Annotated in this window: 17 protein-coding genes and 1 tRNA gene; 12 read left to right on the top strand and 6 right to left on the bottom strand. The window is 46.0% G+C overall.

Translation table 11 applies throughout. The annotated features are described in order from the left end of the window. Positions 1-16: 16 nt before the first annotated feature. On the bottom strand, positions 17-262 hold the full coding sequence (locus H5647_RS11865) for an OadG family protein (protein ID WP_045858793.1): 246 nt from the start codon (positions 260-262) through the stop codon (positions 17-19). A gap of 651 nt (positions 263-913) precedes the next feature. Between H5647_RS11865 and H5647_RS11860 the strand changes: the two genes are divergently transcribed. The 5 genes from H5647_RS11860 (at position 914) to H5647_RS11840 (ending at position 7,165) form a co-directional block, all read left to right on the top strand. Continuing rightward, positions 914-1,894 (top strand): tRNA dihydrouridine synthase, encoded by a 981-nt coding sequence (locus H5647_RS11860; RefSeq protein WP_045858791.1) that lies wholly within the window; start codon positions 914-916, stop codon positions 1,892-1,894. 245 nt (positions 1,895-2,139) lie between these two features. Further along, on the top strand, positions 2,140-2,739 hold the full coding sequence (locus H5647_RS11855) for a TetR/AcrR family transcriptional regulator (RefSeq protein WP_045858788.1): 600 nt from the start codon (positions 2,140-2,142) through the stop codon (positions 2,737-2,739). Positions 2,740-2,790: 51 nt separating this feature from the next. After that, a complete protein-coding gene (locus H5647_RS11850; protein WP_082087041.1) occupies positions 2,791-5,169 on the top strand; it encodes an efflux RND transporter permease subunit in 2,379 nt (792 codons plus the stop codon). Then, positions 5,162-5,953 carry an outer membrane lipoprotein-sorting protein gene (locus H5647_RS11845; protein WP_045858786.1) on the top strand — a complete coding sequence of 264 codons (792 nt, stop codon included), beginning with the start codon at positions 5,162-5,164 and terminating at the stop codon, positions 5,951-5,953. The genes H5647_RS11850 and H5647_RS11845 overlap by 8 nt, the downstream gene beginning before the upstream one ends. Positions 5,954-5,965: 12 nt before the next feature. After that, complete coding sequence (locus H5647_RS11840) at positions 5,966-7,165, top strand: hypothetical protein (RefSeq protein WP_045858784.1); 1,200 nt, start codon at positions 5,966-5,968, stop codon at positions 7,163-7,165. On the opposite strand, the gene ggt is transcribed toward H5647_RS11840, so the two are convergent. Together ggt and H5647_RS11830 are read right to left on the bottom strand one after the other, a co-directional pair. Then, positions 7,162-8,865, bottom strand: coding sequence for a gamma-glutamyltransferase (ggt, locus tag H5647_RS11835; RefSeq protein ID WP_236074874.1), 1,704 nt, complete (start codon positions 8,863-8,865; stop codon positions 7,162-7,164). The genes H5647_RS11840 and ggt overlap by 4 nt on opposite strands. Before the next feature lie 344 nt (positions 8,866-9,209). Next, positions 9,210-9,671, bottom strand: a complete 462-nt coding sequence (locus tag H5647_RS11830; protein WP_045858780.1) for a methylglyoxal synthase — start codon at positions 9,669-9,671, stop codon at positions 9,210-9,212. A 169-nt stretch (positions 9,672-9,840) separates the two neighbouring features. Here H5647_RS11830 and H5647_RS11825 point away from each other — a divergent pair. The 6 genes from H5647_RS11825 (at position 9,841) to H5647_RS11800 (ending at position 18,269) form a co-directional block, all read left to right on the top strand. Further along, positions 9,841-9,917, top strand: a tRNA-Arg gene (locus H5647_RS11825). A 271-nt stretch (positions 9,918-10,188) separates the two neighbouring features. Then, positions 10,189-10,941, top strand: coding sequence for a hypothetical protein (locus H5647_RS11820; RefSeq protein WP_045858778.1), 753 nt, complete (start codon positions 10,189-10,191; stop codon positions 10,939-10,941). A 125-nt stretch (positions 10,942-11,066) separates the two neighbouring features. Continuing rightward, the gene (locus tag H5647_RS11815; RefSeq protein ID WP_045858776.1) at positions 11,067-12,509 is read left to right on the top strand and encodes a Wadjet anti-phage system protein JetA family protein; all 1,443 of its coding nucleotides are present in this window, start codon (positions 11,067-11,069) and stop codon (positions 12,507-12,509) included. Positions 12,510-12,641: 132 nt separating this feature from the next. Then, a complete protein-coding gene (locus tag H5647_RS11810; RefSeq protein WP_045858774.1) occupies positions 12,642-13,373 on the top strand; it encodes a DUF4194 domain-containing protein in 732 nt (243 codons plus the stop codon). Further along, complete coding sequence (locus tag H5647_RS11805) at positions 13,373-17,011, top strand: ATP-binding protein (protein WP_045858771.1); 3,639 nt, start codon at positions 13,373-13,375, stop codon at positions 17,009-17,011. Before H5647_RS11810 ends, H5647_RS11805 begins: the two co-directional genes overlap by 1 nt. A gap of 88 nt (positions 17,012-17,099) precedes the next feature. Then, positions 17,100-18,269 carry a Wadjet anti-phage system protein JetD domain-containing protein gene (locus H5647_RS11800; protein WP_045858769.1) on the top strand — a complete coding sequence of 390 codons (1,170 nt, stop codon included), beginning with the start codon at positions 17,100-17,102 and terminating at the stop codon, positions 18,267-18,269. A gap of 79 nt (positions 18,270-18,348) precedes the next feature. Here H5647_RS11800 and H5647_RS11795 read toward each other — a convergent pair whose 3' ends face one another. Both H5647_RS11795 and H5647_RS11790 read right to left on the bottom strand, forming a co-directional pair. After that, entirely contained in the window at positions 18,349-19,254 is a 906-nt protein-coding gene (locus tag H5647_RS11795; protein ID WP_045858767.1) for a hypothetical protein, read from the bottom strand. A gap of 4 nt (positions 19,255-19,258) precedes the next feature. Beyond that, complete coding sequence (locus H5647_RS11790) at positions 19,259-20,263, bottom strand: ketoacyl-ACP synthase III (RefSeq protein WP_045858765.1); 1,005 nt, start codon at positions 20,261-20,263, stop codon at positions 19,259-19,261. A gap of 202 nt (positions 20,264-20,465) precedes the next feature. On the opposite strand from H5647_RS11790, the gene H5647_RS11785 reads away from it, so the two are divergent. Further along, positions 20,466-20,714: a hypothetical protein gene (locus tag H5647_RS11785; protein ID WP_045858763.1), complete on the top strand. Its 249-nt coding sequence runs from the start codon at positions 20,466-20,468 to the stop codon at positions 20,712-20,714. Between the two features lie 869 nt (positions 20,715-21,583). Here H5647_RS11785 and H5647_RS11780 read toward each other — a convergent pair. Next, a complete protein-coding gene (locus H5647_RS11780; RefSeq protein ID WP_045858761.1) occupies positions 21,584-21,958 on the bottom strand; it encodes a hypothetical protein in 375 nt (124 codons plus the stop codon). Positions 21,959-22,336: the final 378 nt, after the last annotated feature.

Raw genomic sequence — 22,336 nt, 5'->3', positions numbered from 1 at the left:
GAATGTTCGTAGATTTCTATTTTTGGTGTTTTGCGCGATGTGCATGAACCGCCGCTTGAATTACCGCTAACGTTTTCTTACCCACTGGCGGTGCACTCTTACTTGTCGGTATAACAAGAGGTTCGGGTTCCTCCGCTAAAAATCGATCAATGAAACCCGACATCAACAGGGTGGCGATAACCAGTAAAGTCAAAAAGACAAATACTGTCCCCATCCCGAATATCATAAGGTCTAAGCCTTGTTCCCATAAATTTTGTTGCATGACTCCCCTCTTCGAGCTTGATGCTGTATCTACACTTTAACGATGTTCACGCTTGCCTCTGTTGGACTAACCCTTTTATCGCGGTCATTTTACCCTAGAGACACCCTTTTGAGTTGTCTGGCATCAAACTCTCGGCCAACTTCCCCAAAACTCACAACAAATTGCCACAGTGCGTCACCACACGATGGCGTGCTATTGATTAACCTGAAACTGAATATGACGTTTAAATAGAGGCTGCCGTACATCAACATTACCGGTGATCATTTGCCACGCGGCTTATTCACAATACAGATGCCTTATCAATAATCTGGAAAACACGCACTACGCTCTACTCCAGAGACTCGCCCCCAGTGTTCAATTTAGACGTAAATTAGATCTAAATAAACGTTCAGCCAGTGCTGCCTCTGCTACCCAATGTGGCGCCTAATACCCAGACTCTTTATATTGGTATTTGGCCGCGCCAGCGAAGGGCCGCATAAGATAAAGAAAATTACCCCTAGTGAGCAAGTGCAACATTGGATTTTTACACGCTTTACGATTAAAAATACACCATTAAGTACAACTAACCATCACTTCGTCATTTCACAGGTCGAATCCTTTTGATAGACTCCCGCGCCAGCCCTGCCGCCAAACCCAAAACTGATTGATAATATGAGAATTTTACTCGCTCCAATGGAAGGTGTGGTTGACTACCCCATGCGCCAGATTCTAAATGCCGTATCGTCGAGCGACCGTCGCTGTACAAATTTAAAGGGCATTGATGCTTGTGTAACCGAGTTTATTCGGGTCAATGACCACGCGGTAACGAACAAAGTATTTTACCGCAGCTGCCCGGAGCTATTAAAAGCTCACACATACCCTGTCCGAGTCCAATTATTAGGCAGCAACCCAACGGCTCTCGCTAACAGCGCTCGCACCGCCGCACAGTTAGGCGCGCCCGCAATAGACCTTAATTTTGGCTGTCCCGCTAAAACAGTGAATAAAAGCCGAGGCGGCGCCTGTTTACTAGACGAAACACCGTTAATTTACGAGATAGTGAGTGCTGTACGAGCGGCAGTTCCCGAAGACATTCCTGTAACCGTTAAAATTCGGCTGGGTTATGAACAGAGAGACTCCTATTTAGAGAACGCCCTAGCCATCGAAAAAGCTGGCGCCAGCGAGCTGGTGGTGCATGCACGCTCGAAAAGCGACGGCTACCAGCCACCCGCTTACTGGAGATACATTGGCGAGATCAAACAAATCATTAAAATTCCCGTTATCGCTAACGGTGAAATTTGGACCGTTGACGATTATTTTAAATGCCGAGAACAAAGCAGCTGCGACGACGTAATGCTCGGAAGAGGCCTGCTTGCTCAGCCAGACCTTGCCATTGCCATTAAAGCAAAACTCGCAAACATCCCCTACACCCCTCTCGGCTGGAGTGACATCGCTGTACTTGTGCATCAACTACTCATCGATACATCAGACCTATACCCAAGTAAGTACACCGGTAACCGCGTAAAACAGTGGCTGCATTATTTGCAACGTCATTACCCGCAAGCAATTTCATTATTTCACGACATTAAGCGGTGTAAAGACAGAGCTATTATCGCTCAGCGAATTAAACAAGACATTGGCGTAAAAGCGCCCTAAACCATCACCCCTTACCACTTGCCCCCGCTAACCGAAGCGCTCCTTAAAGCAACCTACAAAACAATTGTTCAGTTTGACGCCCTGCGACGCAAAAAATCTTTTTCCACCTATCATGACAAACACTTTCGCGCCATTTTACTAACGTCATCAATTTCCGCTTGAAAACAAACCGGTTGGTTTGTATAGTCCCACAACCTAAACAGACCAGTTGGTTTGCAACTTGACTTTAAAGTGATAGCACATCTATGACGCCCCCAAGAGATCCAGAAGCCACTCGCCAGCACATTTTACAAACAACAGCCGGTGTAATGATTGCTAACGGCTTTAAAGCCGCGAGCCTCTCCGATATTCTGGAAAAAGCTGGGGTCTCTAAAGGTGCTCTTTACCATCATTTTGCCAACAAACAAGAACTCGGCTATGCGGTTTTCGATGAGGTTTTTGTAACAGCATTTTTAGAAGATTGGGAAGAACCCCTTTCACAGGAAAATCCGCTAGAAGCCATGTGTGAATGGCTCTCCGCCTGTAGTGGCACCATTTCTCAAGAAGAATTAGATCAAGGGTGCGCAATGGGCAAGATTGCCATGGAGATGTCTTCTGTCGATGAAGGTTTCAAGATAAAAGCCGTAGAAGCATTTTTATCTCTAAGCAACCGAATTGAAGCAGCTTTTTCAGAGGCTCATAAAAAAGGTTATATCCGAAAAAATGTTGTTCCTAGATCAGTCGCCATGTTTATAGTTGCCGCGATGCAAGGCATGATCATGCAAGGAAGAACCATCGGGGACCCGCAATTATTTGCAGAAACCGTCAGCTGCCTTACCGATTACCTCGTCACACTTAAGCCCTAATCTCTCTATCTCCCCATAGTAATTTAAATAACATTCACTAAGGACAGTTATATGTCGATGAGCCCTACCCTCACAAACCGACCTCTTGTAGAACGGTACGCAAATTTCGTTATTCGCTATCGTTGGCTTGTCATTTTACTGAGTCTTTTATTCGTATTTTCGCTAATGTCCGGAATGCCAAAATTTGGATTCGATCAAGATTACCGTGTCTTTTTTAGCGATGAAAACCCGCATTTAAAGGCCTTCGATAAACAGCAACAAATTTATACTAAAAACGATAACGTACTCATTGCCATTACACCCAACTCAGGTTCCGTATTTACACCAGACGTGCTCGCCGCAGTCGAACATGCCACGCGCACGTCTTGGACACTTCCGTTTGTATTAAGAGTCGATTCAATCTCAAACTTTCAATACTCTCATGCCGAAGAGGACGAATTAATTGTAGAAGATCTCATAGAGAATGCGCGCAGCCTAACACCAGAAACAATAGCTAACATAAAAAATATTGCGCTGTCAGAACCACTACTAAAAGGCCAGTTAGTCAACCACGAAGGCACCGTCACTGCACTTAATATTACCTTCGAAATGCCGCAAGTTTCACCCGAAACAGAGCTGCCATTATTGGTAGAGGCTATACGTGAATTACAAACGAGCTTAGAACAGAATTACCCAGTAACCATTCAGTTATCCGGTGTTGTAATGCTTTCAAACGCTTTTTTTGAGGCCTCAATGCAAGACCAAATGACACTTGTGCCTGCCATGTATCTTCTAGTGCTGGTTATTTGCGGTGTACTATTACGATCTTTTGGTGCTACAGCTGGCACTTTTTTAGTCGTGTTTTTCTCAATGCTTTCGGCGCTTGGCGGCTTCTTCTGGCTCGGCGGAAAACTGACGCCCCCTTCGTTTGCGGCTACAACCATTATTACCACACTGGCCGTTGCCGACTCCATTCACTTCCTTGTAACCCTATTCGATGGCATGAGAAAAGGGATGAACCGTCACGATGCTATTCGTCACAGCTTACGGCTGAACATATCGCCTATATTTCTGACCTCCTTAACAACGGCAGTTGGTTTTCTCTCAATGAATTTTAGTGATACCCCGCCGTTTCATGACCTTGGCAATATTACCGCCTTTGGCGTTGCTATCGCGTTCATCCTTTCTGTGACCTTGTTACCGGCCTTTATTGCTGTAGTGCCTGTTCGGTCCCATAAAACCGGTGGCTATATTGCAGGAATGCTAGGTAAGCTTGCCGAGCTTGTCATCACACGACAAAAAACTATTTTTATCAGCACTGCGTTAATGTCAATAGTGGTGGTTAGCGGCATTGGCTTAAATACGTTTGACGATAATTTCGTAGGATATTTTGATGAGTCAATCGAATTTCGTCAGGATACAGACTACATAAATGACAACCTCACGGGTATTTATCAAATCCAATATTCATTAGATGCCGGTGAAGATTACGGTGTAAGTCATCCCGTTTTTTTGAAGAAGGTTGATGATTTCGTTCAATGGTATCGCACTCAACCAGAAGTGACTCATGTAAATACGTTCACCGACACGTTTAAGCGTCTTAACAAAAACATGCACAACGAAGATAAAGCCTACTACACACTACCCGAAGACAAGGCTCTTGCCGCTCAATATCTATTACTCTACGAGCTATCATTACCAGAAGGCTTAGATTTAAACAATCAAATGGATATTGGCAAAAGCTCAACACAAGTGATCGTGACACTTAGAAACTCAGGATCAAAAACCATCGCGAATGTCGCCGAAAGAGGCCGCAACTGGCTCAAAGACAACAATGGATTTGATTCTTACGGTGTAGGCCCGGCGGTTATGTTTGCACATATATCCGCAACCAACATGAAAAGTATGTTCCTCAGCTCCTTTATCGCCATACTCATCATCTCCCTCATTATTACGGTGGCCTTGCGCAGTACACGTTTAGGCATTCTTAGCCTAATACCAAACTTGCTGCCCATCTCGCTCGCCTTTGGTTTATGGGGGTTCTTTATTGCCGAAGTTAATGTGGCCGTATCTATGGTAACAGGGATGGCTCTCGGTATTGTGGTCGATGATACCGTTCACTTTCTCAGTAAATATTTACGGGCTCGTCGAGAAGACGGCATGAATGCTGAAGATGCTATTCGATACGCGTTTAACTCCGTTGGCATTGCGTTGGTCGTCACCTCCATTATTTTAGTCGGCGGCTTTATGATATTGGCTCAATCAAGCTTTGGTATGAATTCCGCGATGGCGCAGCTCACCAGTATCGCCATTACAGTCGCACTCATCATTGACCTTCTGTTGTTGCCCGTACTCCTAATCAAACTCGATAAAACCGACTACACAACAGCATATGCGGCGCAACAAAATGGCCCTATCCCCACTGAATTATCGGAGAAACATTATGTATAAATTATCCCTACTCCTTGTCGTCGTATTGTGGGCATCCAGCTCCACGGCTATTGACCTCGAAGGAACAATGGAAGAAAAAGGCCTAACCATTGCACAGGCGTTTGACAAACAAGATATTGGTTTTGGCGATTCTAAAAACGCCATTACCATGATCCTTAGAGATAAATACGGCAACGAAAGACCACGCTATATGCGCAATAGCACCATGGAACAAGCAAACGACGGAGATAAGTCTATTATCGTGTTTGACAACCCTGGCGATGTAAAAGGGACAGCTTTTTTATCCCATACACATAAATCTGGCTCGGATGATCAGTGGCTATTTTTACCAGCGCTTAAACGCATTAAAAAAATATCGTCGAGCAATAAATCCGGCGCGTTTATGAATAGTGAATTTTCCTTCGAAGATATCGCATCGCAAGAAGTCGAAAAATACACCTACCTGTATCTAGGCGACGACAAATTTGAAGGGCGAGACGTCTACATAAATCAAGCAATACCTGTAGACCCAAAATCAGGTTATTCAAAACTCATTATTTGGGGCGACAAAGAACGTCTTATTCCCTTAAAAATAGAATTTTATAATCGCGGCAACCTCCACAAAAAAACGCTGCTACTAAAAGACTACAAACAGCACCTAGAACAATACTGGCGTGCAGAAAAATGGGAAATGGAAAATCATCAAACAGGAAAAAGCACCGTTTTACAGATGACCAACTGGGCCTTTAGAAACGGTTTTACCGACAGTGATTTCAACAAAAATAGTCTTTCACGAGCGAAATAGCGAAACTAAAATATGGTACCAAAACACACTATAACGCTCGCCATTGTTGCCACTGTAACGTTAACGAGCACAACGCTTTATGCCGGAGAGTTGCGAGGCTACGGCGGTGTAGAAGCGCGCTACTTCGCCAACACACCACTATTCGAGCCACAAGAACAGCACAGCGCTGCTGTTGCGGCTCAGCTAGAGTACTACCACGACTTTGATGATGCCCGCCAGCGCATTGCCTTTACCGGCTTTGGCCGAATAGACAGCGCCGATGACCACCGCACACACGCCGATATTCGTGAACTTTATTGGTGGAAAGATTTCACTCACTTCGAACTCTATGGCGGTATTAGAAAAGTTTATTGGGGTGTAACGGAATCAGTGCATCTTGTCGATATTATTAACCAAGATGACGTTATAGAAAGCTTGGACCGCGAAGAAAAGCTTGGGCAGCCAATGCTGCAATTGGTTAGCATGAGAGACTGGGGAACACTAGAAGCCTTTGTCTTGTTAGGTTTTCGCGAGCAACAATTTCCAGGTATTCATGGGCGTTTACGCCCCGGGATACCCGTACTCGATAACGCTCAGTATGAATCCTCAAAAGAAGACGAACACATTGATATTGCGCTACGCTGGAGTCATTATTTTGGTAACTGGGATATTGGTTTAAGTCACTTTTCGGGCACTAATCGAGACCCTATTTTTCTACCCGAGTCGTCTATAAATGGCGACATAACGTTACGCCCGTATTATTCCCTAATCGATCAGACAGGCCTGGATATTCAAGCCACAATTGATGCGTGGTTATGGAAATTGGAGGTTATCACTCGAAACGAAAAAGATTACGACAGTACATTGGCCAGTGTCGCAGGGCTGGAATACACCGTTTTTAACCTACGTGATACTAACGCCGATATCGGTTTAATTGCCGAATATCAATTTGACGATGCCGAAGGTGCCCGCGAATCCACATCACAAAACGATATCGCCCTCGGTGTACGCTGGGCTTTCAATGATCTCGATGGCTCGACAGTCTTAGCCCTGGTTAATCAAGATTTGGATTCAACCAATCGTTTCTATTCGGTAGAGGTCAGTCGCCGCATTACCGACGACTGGACACTCGAAGCTGAAGCACGCTTTTTTACGCACATCGAGGCCGGCACACCCGAATACGATTTCCGTGATGACGATTACTTTCAAATAGAAGTTAGGCGGTACTTTTAACGCTTAGCTCTCGCCTCTAGGCGCGGCTCTGCTACCGCTACAAATTTACCTTTTTCTAACCCCAGCATTTGCGCAGAACCAAAGCCCGGCCATGTCACCAATTCGTGGCCGCGCTTTTCCAGCCCTGCTCGCAGTTCATCCGATGCAGAAGGGTCAATTAAGACTCTATCCGGCTGCCACTGATGGTGCACCCTCGGGCGACTCAAAGCCTCCTCATAAGGTAAATCCAGTACCAACCGATTAACCAACCCCTGCACAACCTGATTAATAATCGTTGGGCCACCAGCGGCGCCTATCGTCACGACGGGTTTACCATTTTTCAGTACAATTGTAGGGCTCATGCTAGATAGAGGCCTCTTTCGAGGCTGAACACGATTGGCGCTATCACCCAACAACCCAAACGCATTGGCTTTACCGGCCTGAGCCGCAAAATCATCCATTTGATTATTCATTACCACACCAGAACCTGGAATAGTCACCTTGCTGCCAAAAGTTGTGTTTAATGTTGTGGTCATTGCCACCCAGTTACCGTCAGCATCAGCCACTGCAATATGAGTAGTGTGACGATTAAACAGATGAGTCGTAGCCGCGGGTGGCGTTCCATGACTAAGAACTGCCGTCGCTTTGTTAAGATTAATAGTAGACGCTAACTGCTTAGCGTAAGACTTTTCAACTAGCCCTTTAGGCACATCCACAAAGTCTGCATCGCCCATCCAATAGGCACGATCAGCAAAAGCTCGCTTCATTGACTCAATGGCTAAATGGTAGCGCTCAACTTCCGTCAGTTTGTCTAATGGGTATAACGCCATCATGTTAAGTATCTGAGCGACGTGCGCCCCCCCCGAGCTAGGCGGCGGAAAACCAACAATGTCGTACCCATTAAAAGTGGATGTGACGGGAGTACGTTGCAGCACGGTATACGCGGCAAAATCCTCGGCGGTGACGATGCCCTTATTGGCTTTCATCCAAGCGGCTACTTGCTGGGCAAACTCACCTTGATAAAAGTACTGACTGCCTTGCTCGGCCAACTTTCGATACGTATTCGCCAGTTCCGGCTGTTGGAACGTTTCGCCTATAGCGCGCGCCCGCCCGTTTTCATCCAGAAACGTTGTAGCACTAGCAGGAAACATTTTCATTCGGTCAACAACACGGCTCAACCGATGGTGATACGTAGGGCCAATTTTAAATCCCGATTCAGCCAAGTTAGCCGCAGGCAAAATGGCATTCTTCCAGCCAAGCTTCCCGCCTTTTTTCAGGACATATTCCAAGGCCGCCACGGAACCCGGCACCCCAATCGCCAGCGCGCCAGTCTTACTCAACGCGGGCTGATACTCCCCCGCCACCGAAAACATTTCTCTCGTAGCAGCAGCTGGCGCCATTTCACGGCCATCAATAGCCTCTACAGTGCCATCAGCCCAATGAACGAGAATAAAACAGCCACCACCAATGCCGGAATTCGCCGTATCCACCACACCTAGGCCAAATGCCACTGCAGCTGCGGCATCAAGCGCGTTCCCGCCCTTAGCAAACGCTTGCATCCCCAATTCTGTGGCCATGCTATTCACCGAGGCTATCGCGCCCCGCCCATCAACCGTAACTTGCGCCATATCAGCGTAAACATTGTACGGTGGTACCTCACTTGCGTCGGCCATTGCCGTGATTAAAAGACAAATAATCCAGAACCGGTATCGAGTTTTCAAGTGAATAATCCTCCGCAAATTTAGCCGTACAGTACCATCAACACTTATTTAATGGGAATGCGCGGAATGAACAATGACGGTACCACCGCCCATTTTAAACACTTACGGCGGCATTTAAGCACTCGTCGATTGTGCAACGACAAACATTACCCAAAGCGCAAGCAGGCAAACGGCTTTGTCAAACAAAAACGCTGGCGAAAAACATACTTCAAAACAAAAAGAAGGAAGAAAGGCTATAAATTTTGGCGTGAATACACCACCACAGAAGGGAGCAAACTAACACTAAACTGCAATTACGCTGCGATGTAAGGTTCACACCCTCATCGCAACTTGATCAGACTACATTAACGAGCCGTACGCTCGGCAATATAGGCATCATAATCCGGTACTTGCCGCTCATAATCCTGCGAGATTAGCGCAGAATAAATAATGAAATCAGCAGAAGCAGGGTTACAGGCAACCGGAATATTCCACACCGCCGCTATACGGAGTAATGCCTTTACATCGGGGTCATGGGGCATGGGTTCAAAGGGGTCCCAAAAGAAAATGAGTACATCAACCTCACCCTGCGATATCTTGGCTCCAATCTGTTGATCGCCACCCATCGGGCCGCTCACACACTTTTCTATCGTTAAACCGGTTGCATCTTCAAGCTTGTAGCCGGTTGTTCCGGTGGCGTACAGTTTATGAGTACTGAGCTCGTTTTGGTGTTTAGTTGCCCAAAGGCTCAGCTTCTCTTTCATATTATCGTGTGCAATCAGCGCAATATTCTTTCTTGCGAGCAGTTTCGACCCTTTTGTTTTCAAAATCAGACCTCTTAAAAATATAAACGTATGCACAGCAGTTTAACCGATTCTCTACCTAACTGTGGTAGCAAAGAAAAAAACATTACAATCATTTAAAAATACGCTTGACTCAACTAGGTCTACTGAATAATATACGCGCCCTCAACGAGCACAAGCTCTTGACGAATATGCACTCGTAGCTCAGCTGGATAGAGTACTCGGCTACGAACCGAGCGGTCGGAGGTTCGAATCCTCCCGAGTGCGCCATATAAAGAAACCTCGCCATACGGCGGGGTTTTTTTATGGGTGATAAAATTAACTCACTCTCAGTACACCTCACCTCGCGGACCTCTCTGTAGCGTCTTGTTGTGCGCCCTCAAATGGCAAATCATACGAGCCCCAAGCAAGGCTTTATGCCACAATCAAGAGCCGCTACCATCATAAACTCCCTCGGCGCTCACTAGAGGCTCCCAATGACACGCCCACTTATCGCTATACTCAGTGCTAGCTTAGCTGCACACCTCTTCACGCAAAAACGTTGGGACACTTCAATACCGAGACAGATCTATTTCTCGCGCAAACCGACGTTGACGACATCCACTCTATTGCCGCGATTGGCACCCTACTAACCAGCCCAACCTTCGCGAACGTGCAATACCATGCGGTTGCTGGTGCTTACGGCCGCCAAAGCGGCCTGTATGTGCCCGCCCCAGTGCTCTTTAGCCTCGCTTTTGGCAACCATTGGTCTGACGCTTACAAAAACTACCCCTATACGCTTAAGCGCGTTACAGCGCTAGCCGAACAAGTGCTGCGGGGCAATGGCAACCTATGGATAGCCGAAGCCGGACAATCTGATTTTTCGGCTGACCTTATTCGCAACCTCACCAAACGACGTCCCAAACTCAACCCCCAAAAGCCTATTCATATTGTGCAGCACAGCCAGTGGAACGAAGAACAAACGACACCTGAAAAACTGGCTTATGTTCGATCGGTGTCTGACTACCACAAAATACCAGACGGCAATGCCCCCGGAAACGGCAGCCCCGGCTTTAAAACTTTAACCCGCGCCCTACCCGAAACCCTTAAAAACAATTTCAAAACCGCAGAATTATGGTGTCAGGCACTCCCAATTGCCGATAAATATAATGGGAAGCAAGGCCGCTATAACAACGTCACTATCGCTGAAGGAGGGCTAGACTTCTCCGATACCGCAGAAGCCTGCTGGATTTTTGGCCTAAACGACCTAGCGAACGCTGACGACTTCTTTTTCTATTTATCGCGCCGAAAATAACGTTTTAACCCCCAACCTCCCAAACGTAATACACAAGCCCTTTGCAGGCTAAAAGAGCGTTTCTTTCCCCCGCAGAAACCACTAACATACGCTTCCAGTTTCACGCCAGGTTGTACGTATTTAGTATGTTTTTCACCCCAGAACGCGAAAACTTCTTTAAACCACTCACGAGCAAATACCGTGAACAGGTCGTGCAATGCTTATGCTTGCTATACCAGCGGCTATATAGCTCCAATGCCGACTATGGCTCGTCACTTTCCCGCGAGCAAGTCGTTGAAATACTCGAAGAAGCACTCGTTCGGGCGCCAGTACTGGAATCGGAAGATGGCGAAGAAGAAACACGGTTTAAAAGTAACCGAGAACAAGCCAATTGGATCCTCAAACAATTATTAGAGTTTGGCTGGCTAGAAAAACAAGTGGACACCGCGACTATGCAATCCACCTACCCTTTCAGCCGAATGGGGCGCTTATTCACGCAACCGCTGGTTGAATCGGATAGCACCCAAATTCGTACACGACACCGAAATACCCGCAATACCTTAAACGCACTTGATGCGTTTATAAATCGCGGCGAAGTGCATGATTTACTCGACGCTTTTGAATACTCAGAACGTATCGTCACCGACTTTACCGATGTAATATCAGAATTAGAAGAACGCAAACGCGAGCTGGTTCGCGAAGTTGAATCTCAACAATTGGTAGAGCAAGCTACTGAACAGTTTTTTGAATTTATGGAAAAGCGTTTTCAGCCCGACATTTCGGTACGCCTCTCGGCCGATAGCGTTGAAAAACATCGTGATCAAATCCATAAAGCTATCAGTAAGATTCGGCGCAAAAAGAACGACTCAAAACAACAAATCGAACGACAGCTGCGTAGGCTAGTGCCCGAACTCGCAATTCCCGGTCAATCCGTGCTTTGGCTCATACTAGACACAATCGAAAGACGCATGGGCAATGCCGCCGATATTATGCTACCGGCCTTACGGCGTGCATTACACAGCTTTACCAAACGAGCGGACATCATTATTCGCCAGCTCAGCTATTTAAATAGCCAACCAAATAACGATTTACTACAAGTCTGTCAACATCTATGCGCACTTCCAGAAGCGGAGTATACGCACAACATGCAAGCGGCCGCTGAACATCTAGCCACCGTTAAAGTGCAGCTTACCGATCCCGCGCAAATCAAACTGCATGAACGTCGTCAAACACAACAGGTGCAAACCGCAGTTCACGAGGAAGAAGCTGTTGATAAAAATGCTCAACGCGAAATTCTTATTCAACAGCTACTCGACCAAGCGTTTTCCATCAACAACCAGAACGTACGAGATTATGTCATCCAAGCGCTCCGCTCCGGCAAAAAGATATCGAGCCGTCACCTGCCCGTCAAAACAGCAAACGACCTGCTCGCAATGGCCCATATCGTCGAGGTAGGCGCAGTCAATAATCTGAGCAGCGAACATCAGTTTATCGTAGAGCCCACAGGCAACCGAATAAGCACCGTGTATTATCGCGAATTAGACGAATTCACAATTGAGTTAAGCGCACCCAACAATACACAGCCCTAACATAGATAATGCTTTGTTTGCACCACAATACTTACGCCATCCTTGCCCAAAAACTGGCGAACATGTAATAAGCACGAGCGTGCTCAACTAAAAACAACCACCTCCCGCCCACGGGAATTGCGAAGCAACATAATGATCAACACCTTCATCACCGAACAACTTAAAACGTCTGGAATTCGACAAGAAGAATTTTCCGAAATTCTCATACGCCTGTTGGATTATGGCGTAATCTGCCGCAATGAAAGCCAAGTAGAATGTGCACTCTACGACCGCTATCTACAGTGCAAAAATTTGGTGGAGGATTATCTACAGATTATCGGTATTCGTTTACAGCACGACCGACAATTTTGTTTTGTGCGTGCGTACCCACCAGGAGCCGAAATACCCGGCATGCCCGATGACGAAAACTCCCCTTTCAACAGCGGCTTTCGCTCACGTCCTAGCCAACAAGAAGTCGCCGTAATATTGGTGCTACGCGCCGAATATGAAAAAGCACTGCGCGAAGGTCAGATTAATGAAAAAGGGCAAGTATTGTTGTCACTCGAAGGTCTCGCTATTGCCATCAACAACCTATTGAAACGTAGCCTTCCCGAAAGCCTTGTGGAACGAAAAAAACTCTTCATTCGCTTGCGCCAGCTAAGATTAATTCAATTTAATATTGAAGATGAACTTGATAGTGATGAAAGCTGGTTAAGCATTCAGCCCACCATTACCAGTTTCGTTACAGAAGAAATTCTTAGCAGCTTAATGGACGAAACAACATTCGACACCAACACCGCAGAAGAACAAACAGACGAAGAGCCTGAGACTATTGCAGGCAATACGCTCTTTAGTGATACAACAACCAAAAAGGAGAACACATAATGTTTTTAAAACGTGGCGTGTTCGTAAACTGGGGAAACATCCCCCACCTTGAGTTCGATTTTGGCCCCATTAACTTATTTTCCGGCGGCAACGGTTCTGGAAAAACAACAGCGGCCGACGCCATTCAAACACTAATGACTGCCGCGCACGAAAACCTCTTCAATTACAATCCCGGCCAAGACGAAACGACCCAAAGAGGCCGTGGAGGAAAACAAGTTCGCACGCTCGCATCCTACGTTCTAGGCTGTGACGATGGAAGCTACGCACGCCCACACCCCACGGACGGATATGTAGCCGGAATTTTTCATCCCACCCAAGGCGAAAGCGGCGAAGTATTTACGGCGGTAATGTGTATGCGCGCGCACGTTGACAATGCGGGCACGCAAAAACAGGCGCGCCTAGATGACTTAACGTTTTTAGTGGTACCGGGTGAGCAATTAGCACTCTCTCATTTTGTTCGAGAATTCCCAGACGGTAAACACATTATTCCGATCACGGATATTACTACGCTACTGAAAAAGGAATTCGGCTCAAAAACAATTGAAGTGTACGATAAAAAAGGAGCGTATTTACGTCGGTTATATGGCGCGCTACGCGGCCGACGTGAAGCCGTTTCGGACAGAGAAGCCAAACATGCGGCGCGCACCTTTTCAAACTTTATGGCTTACAAACCCGTCAAAAGCATCAATGAATTTGTAGCCCGCGAAATAATGGAGCCCAAAGACTTGGGCGATGCCATTCGCAATGTTTCTGAACTCATGAAAACCATTCATCAAATGGAAAGTGATACCAAAGCCATTCGCGATTCAATCGAAACATTGACCTCGGCCACCCACAACGCCAACCGTTATGTCGACACATGGATGGAACGAAGACTCGCCGACTACACCGAAGCTTCGCGTCGGCTAAGCACCACAAGCGCAGCCTATATCAACGCAAAAACCACACAAAAAGAAACGCACGAAAGCTTACTGGAAAGTGAAAATAAAATACAACAATGCGAGCAGCGTCGCCGCCAAACGCACGAAGACATTATCGCCCTAGAGGCACAACGCCAAGGCATTAGCGCGCTTAAAGATAAAGACGCACTAGAGCAAGCCAAAGATACCGCTAATCGCGAGCTAACAACCCAAGCTCGCCCGCTACTAGAACAGCATCAACAATTAGAAACCAACATTCATGCTAGCCAACAATTAACCGCAGGCTTGAATCAATACTCACTCGCCATTGCTATCCCAGCGCTAGAAAGCAAAGCGTTTCGTAACCTTGCAAAATCGGTAACGGCAACCGCGGAGTTAAGCGACTTTGATTTAACACGACTACTCGGCAATGACTGGATAGATACCGCTCCGCTCGAGAGTTTTCTACACCAGGTCAACCTCGCCGAAGTTGACCATCGGCGATGGGTTGAGTTTTTACATCGGCCCTCTGAAAACGGCAATAGCGGTATACGTGACCAAATTTCCCTGCAACTATCGAATCAAAATAGAAAACGAGACGAACTACAAACACGGCTGCGACAGAAACAAAAAGAAGTTCAATTACTCAATAGTCGTAAAGTCAGTTACCCGCCGTATGTCGAAACAGCCATTGCCGCGATACAAAAACACTGCCCACAAGCCGACCCACGAGTACTATGTGATTATATCGAAGTACTAGATCCACAATGGCAAATGGCCATTGAAGGCTACATTGGCGGCGCGCGTTTTTCACTAATAGTCGAACAAGATTACGAAGCGGAGGCCATTCGAATTGTCCGCAACCTCTCCGATTCCCGACGCAACCGAGCACGGGTTATACAAGGCTACAAAGCACAACGAGACGCCGAACGATTATCCTTGCCGCAACAATCTGTTACCGATGTGATGTCGTTTAGCCACAAAACAGCAGAGCATTATTTAAAGGCTTCCTATGGCTCTGTGGTGCGTGTTAACGATGCAAAAATGCTCCGCAGTACCTCACGTGGTATTACGCCCGAAGGCTTAGCCTCTGGAAACTACTCTATGTGGCGCTGCGATTTAGACGACAGCGAACTAGTCTTTGGCCAGGGCGCACGTGAAAGAGCCCTTAAAGCCAAAGAAAACGAATGTGAAAAACTTGCCGTTGACGCCAATAGCGCCGAGCAAGATTACCAAAGTATTGCGCGTATTTTTGAATCGGTAGAAGCCATAAAAACCGTGCAGTGTGCAGACGTTATTCAGACCATTCTAAACTTGCACCGTGATATTCAAAGTACGGAATCAGCCCTCGAAAGACTTGACCTAAGCGATTTCGAACATCTTGAATGTCAATTGCACGATCTAAAAACCTCTTACCTTGCGCTAGAAACTCAAAGCCGTGATCTCGTCAAAGATACTGGGCGCTTACAAGAACGCGAACGCCAAAATGCTAAAAAAGTCACTGAACTAGCCGATGCCGTAGAGATTTTCCAGGAAGCACAAGAAGATGCTGAAGTCGCAATCGAACGCATCTCAGACTGGAACCCTGAATTCGATTATGATCAAGCCCTCTCGCTAGCGGAGCAGCGGGCACAACAGGCCGGTACAGATTTTAATTTTGAAGAGGAAGCAAAAACATTATTCGGCAGCTTAGAAAAAATAGAGCGCGAACTCTACCAAACCATATTACGACACAACCAACAATGTAACCCGCACGACGCAATTGTTTATGACACAGGCTTTGGTGAGCGCCATGATAATGAGTTCTTTCAACGGCTAGTAAAATTACGAACCGAAGTCGATCTTATACATAACCGCCTCAAAAACAATGTCCTTGTCGATCGTTACGAGCAGCTCACAGGCCTAAAAGATAATTTTAACACCGCATTTGTGACCAATCTTTGCCACTCCATTTACCAAGCCATTGGCGAAGGTGAACGAACACTCAAGCACTTAAACAGTGAACTTGAAGGGCATCGCTTTGGTGCCGATCAAGAACGCTTTTATTTTGGGTACGAGTGGGTGCCGGAATTTAGAGATTACTGGCGGTTTTTTCAAGAAGTCATCAACATACCCAACCTCGGCGACGGCTCCAATTTATTTGATGCCGAGCTCTCACCCAAAGCCTGTATTATTCGCGACAAAATGCTAGTAATGTTGCTAGACACTGATGAACAAGTAGCACTCCGAGAATTAAACCGCATCAGCGATTATCGCAACTACCGTAATTACGAGATCTACAAAGAACCTTTAAATAAAGCGCCTATCGCTCTCAGCCAGTATGGTACGGGTTCGGGTGGGCAGCTGGAAACGCCCGCCTATATCATCCGGTCCGCCGCCGTCACCTCGGCATTTCGCTTTAGCGAAGGCAATGCTCATCTGCGCATGGTACTGGTAGACGAAGCCTTCTCTAAAATGGATGAAACACGCTCTCGTGAAGTTATCCATTATCTGACCGAAACGCTGGGGCTACAACTAGTCTTCATCATGCCTACGAGCAAATCTGGCCCGTTTATGGATTTAATCAGCAATCAATTTGTTTTCAGTAAATGCCCAACCGCGCACAAGGTAGGCGAGCTGAACACGCGCGTACTGGTCGATAGAAAAGCCTGTAACCAAGAAAAAATTAAAGAATTGTGGGCAAACCATCGCAAAACAGTGCGACACCAAGGTATGCTAGATTTTATGGATGGAATTTAAATTTAACCGCTTCGTGGCCGAGAATTTAGATTCCCGTGTAAGCGAATTGTTCATTTGCTAACATCATACAACTCGCGAGTACCCTGCCATGAATATGGACGAACCAATGCTCCGCTCTCGGCCGCGGTGGGCCGATGAAGAGCCAATGATCGCAAGCCTTCTCGATACATTTATTCATAAACTGGAAAAAGGCCAACGCTTAAGCTTACGCGTTTCGAGTAAAACCTTGCCCGAGCTGTTCAATTTTGACACAGAGGAACCTCAATACCTCTGGACGCTAATCAAATCTCTGAATAACGAATACCACATACTCTCCATTCGTTATGCTCGTAACAAACCCTACCAAGAACCCTACGACAACGCTCAATTGGTCTTTAACCCCGATAAAGAGGAGTTGGTTCGACATTGGCTAAACCGCCCCGCACTCGATCCCTACGCTCTTGTCTGGCAAGATACGTTACGAAAACTCCACGCCAATTTTGAAGATCACGGCCAAACGCTTTACGAGCAGATTATACGCTTACCCGACAAGGGCGCAGAACAGACATTACACGCTTTCGCGCGGCTAAATAAAGAACTGCAGAGATCGATTAGCTTACGTGCACTTTCAGCGCGTTGTTTTTGGGGAGACTCAAAATTTCTTGATCACCGAGAAGCGCTAGTGCGTAGTCTTTTTCCCGCAGCGAGCCATAACCTGCAGCCACGTCCTGTGCTATTAAATGTGTGCTTACCAGAACGCTTCGAGCGTATTGTATTTATCGAAAATCAAGACACCTTTCTTGCTCTTGCTCAAGCCCAACCCCCTCGCATAGCCTTTGTCTACAGCGCTGGCTTTCGCGGCAGTGCTACGCGCATTCGAGAACAAGGAAACGTAGCATTCAGCTATTTACCCAATAGCCATGTAGCCTCTGCCACCGCCTTTGAGCACTGGTGGTGTAATGCCACAACACCTTCAACATTCAACGTTCAATTTTGGGGCGATCTCGATTTTGCCGGTATAGGTATTTTAAAGTCGCTGAAAAATACCTTTCCTGACGTTACCGCATGGAAAACAGGCTATCAGCCGCTATTGGAACGCTTGCTTAATAGACAAGGCCATGCACACGAAAGCAGCGGCAAAGAAAGACAAAAAGACCCAGGCCTAAGTGGCTGTGAATTTGCAGATACAAAACTGCTCCCTGCTATGCGCGACTTAGGCGAATTTATCGACCAAGAAGCGATAATTTTTTCTGACTTAACGCTTAACCGGCCATATTAAAGAGGCGGCGAAAACGTTTAGCTCATAAAAACTATAGGGAAGAGAACATAAAAGATGCCGCAATCGCAAACGATCACACTCAATCACTATTGTCTGAATCGGGTAAGGCATCAACGGAATAACGGTAAATAGTGGTGCGAGAAGTATTCAATATATTAGCCGCTTTAACCTGGCTCCCGTTCGCCCGCTTTACCGCATCAGCCACAAATAACTCTGTAAACTTAAGTTGCGCTTCCTTTAAACTAAGGTCTGGGTTATTGAGTATTTCAGCAATACGCGTCCACTGTTTATGCTCATGCGTTGCAGGTATTAGCGATAGCAACTGAAACAAACGGTATTTCGACTCAGCAACGACCAAAACAGCCATCATAAAAGAGGTTGCTATAGAAATGACAACCGTGGCATTCACTTCGTACCCTAATTGCATCACAGCAAGTACTACCATCACAGATAACATCAACGGGCTTAAGGCAAGCAACATAACTTTGGCGCGTGTGCGTATCAAATCGTCATCGATCCAGAGCGATTTAAATAGTGCTACGAACGCAACACCAACACACAATAACAAGGCTAATTGCACAACAAAATAAAAGGGCCCTGGTACGCGCGTAAAAGAATACCCAATGGAAATAGCGGAATCCAAGGCAAGCCCAGGAACAGAAACACATAACACCACAAACAAACAAAACCCAATAAGGGTACGTTTTATTTTGAGTGACAGTGTTTTATTAAGGTTGAGCACGTAATAAGTGAACGTAAAACAAGATATTATTGCAGCATCGTAGTAGAGGATTATAAATAAAAACGCCTCTCCTCCTTGCGAAGCCAAATAAAGGAGCGTCAACTCAATGATATTGACGACAGATAAACCTATGAGGAAGAGTAGCAAACTTTTTTCGATGAATCGAACAGCTCGCCAACCGATTGCAAATAACGCTATCTTCGCGGAAATCGCGAAGATAGCGGGTAAGAAATATAACTCCATCTAGCTAGAAAACCATTCCTGCTTGGCAAACAGAAAGACCACTTCCCGTTCCCATAATGAGTAGTTTATCTCCCTTTTCAGGGGGGTTGAGGTACATATTCACAGGAATACTAGCACTGGTCAAGTTGCCAAACTGCGGATAAGTAATCGGCGCGCTGTCTAACGTTTTGTTTGCAATGCCAACCAAGGTCGCATGTGGTTTTTCACCAACCTGATGACAGTACAATCGGTCTACATCGCTCGGTAACCAACAAAGATTGTCGTACGTTTTTTCAATTAATCGTTTATGGAGCTTTGCGATCTGCAAGGTAATCTCCCTCATAAGCATTTGTCCGTCATAACCGTCTTTTGTATGGCGGTAATAACAAAGGTCGGCATGCTTCCCTTCAGAATAACTTTGCATCCACTGAAGCCCTCCCGAATCGCTCTCACCTTTCGCCTGAATTACCATGGCGCCCCCTGCATCACCAACCGTTAACGCGCCAAGCATGCGTTTAAAGGCCAATTTTGACTTTACTTGACGCAACTCCTTAAGCGCCATATATAACACCCTGCTAGGTTTCTCCCCCGTACATACCAACACCTTTCTCGCAGACCCGCTTTCGATAAAAGAATTGGCAATCGAGATTCCATCCATAAAACCGTGGCAAGCGTTAGACACATCGAAACAACTCGCATTTAGCGCACCCAATTCAACTTGAATGCGGTGCGATGTTGCAGGCTCCTGCCAATCTCGATCGATACCACAATAGATTATCAGATCAAGCTCAGAGGCCGCTATTGACGCATCTATCAATGCCACGTGCGAAGCCTCTATTGCCATGTCGGACGGCAATACATGCTCGTCGGAAATACGGCGCTCAATTATTCCAATTGACTTAGAAATGTAATCTACAGGTGTTCCAAATCTGAAACACCTACTTTCAAGCATTAGATCATCCGATTTAACGCGCTGCTTTGGTAAAAAAGCGCCAACACCCGCTATCATTGAACTACCTTTAATTTCCATGTTTTTTTTCCTCATTTTAGTTGTTTTTAATGGAATTTAGAGGGTATATCAAAACGAAAACATAATGTTCAAACTTGAAACATCCTGTTCAGAATTAAACAATTGACAAGAATAAAACGCCACAACTACTCTAAAGCGGCAGAAATAGATAACGCATCAACTAAATATTTAAAACATATAGACTTATTGCGGAGTGTAAAAAATGCCGACCATAATCATAAAGGTGGACTGTGGAAGCTCGATCGCCCCACTAGAAGAAAACTTATTAAAGATTGAAAATAAAGTACAGGAAGCCTTGACCGAGCTCGACTACGGTTTTCTAGTCTTCGATACTCAACACGTTAAAGAATCATTGCTAGACCTAGAAGACGACGCCCTTACCCTTGCAACATCGAACAGCTTTAGCGGTACAGATAATAATGGATCGTCCCACCCTTCTTGCGGTAACTAATACACTTATTACGCCACAATACAACGACACCCTACGAGCCAAACCACTCATGTATCACACGAAGACGGGCAACCACATACACTCTAAACGCCGCAAGCTGCCCGTCCCACATATGCCATTGTATAGCCTTCGCTAAAATGAAGGTTTGCTGCTTTGCTCGTTCCATACACATTAAACCTTGTATGTATAATCTCAACGCCATTCACTGAAAAAATAGCCCTCGTATATTTTCACAGCGAGATTCTCGCCAGCAACAGTTTTGATGCCCTGCTCAGGCGCCTATGGCTACCTATTTGCCTCCGCAAAGCAACACGAGGGCAACCCATTCATGCATTGCAACGTAGCACTAGAGCGCTTCACCCCACAGCACCCTACAAACCAACCAGAATATAGGTATAAAAAAGCTGGTATTAAGCGATAACGACAAGTAAATCTGATTTCCAAAAATTTGCCTGTCAAACTGAAAGCCGTTTTTTTAACCACCAACTGGACGAAAAGACGTCACGCGCGAGCGAATTAGCGCTTTTTTAAGAGGCTAACAAACGCTTTTAACTACCGGCAGGTTTTACTCAAACACAACACGCAGCCTAAAGACGCCAGAGTAGTGCGCTTAGATATTGATTTCGCGCAACCTAGTACGATGAGCCTATTCTTGAACTGAACCTTATATGTGATTAAAAAACCACTGTTAATAGTACAGCGCCCACTCCATACATTTGTAGATACCAGCGAGGCATTCCTCCCCAGACAAGCAAAAATAGAAAGGGTGCATATACCAGATTTATCGCTATCAGCAATCCCGAAAACATCTTGATTTTCACCCTGAAGCCTAACGACTTTGTCAGCCGCGTTCTGGTTGTAGTGCTGAGCTACACACTTGCTATTTCCTTCAGTTCCGTGAATTTCACAGGCAGCTTAGAGATACTGCCCATTGCTACTAACTTGGCCTTTAGCTCAGTGCTCATACTCCCCGTAGGTTCCCGTTCTCGTTTATATGGGTCACCGTGTAAATTCCAGCCGAAGACATAAAAACCAAGCGCAGCATAGTCAGACCAAACTTCTGAGCTACCCCAATTTGATGAATCAAGTAGCTCCGAAATTTTGTCGTGCTCAATATAAGCTTCAATAACTAGACTAGGTATTGAGCCTTCACCGGCAGTCGAGAACAGACCAAAGTTTCCTTCGCTATCTATTGCAAACCAATCGAATTCCCTGCCCTCTAATTCTTCTTCGTAGATACTCATAATTATGTCATGTAACGCCGAGTGAACCGGACCGACTCATTTATGGGGCCTTATGCAACACTGAGCGCAGCGAAGGCACAAGAACCAGAAATGGGGAGATTCCAGTGAGCGTGTTTTTGCGAACGAGGTTGAACGACTTGTTAGAGTATCACCATGGATATGAGGGGATACTCAAACCACAAGATAGACCAAAATTACCACGGACCATAAACCTAAACTCGCTTGCTTCAGTATACCCCTCGTTTTGAATGAACTTTACAGAATGGCAATATTCTTTATAACCATGCCGCTTATAGTATCCAGTCAATCTACTGGGGCAAAATAATCTTTTGACTGTAGATGCTGAATTAAGCGTATCGGTTGCATTTAAGACTTCGA

Source organism: Teredinibacter purpureus (assembly GCF_014217335.1).
Classification (GTDB): domain Bacteria; phylum Pseudomonadota; class Gammaproteobacteria; order Pseudomonadales; family Cellvibrionaceae; genus Teredinibacter; species Teredinibacter purpureus.
The sequence above is the reverse complement of the archived record's forward strand: the minus strand, read 5'-3'. Positions and strand labels throughout refer to the sequence as shown.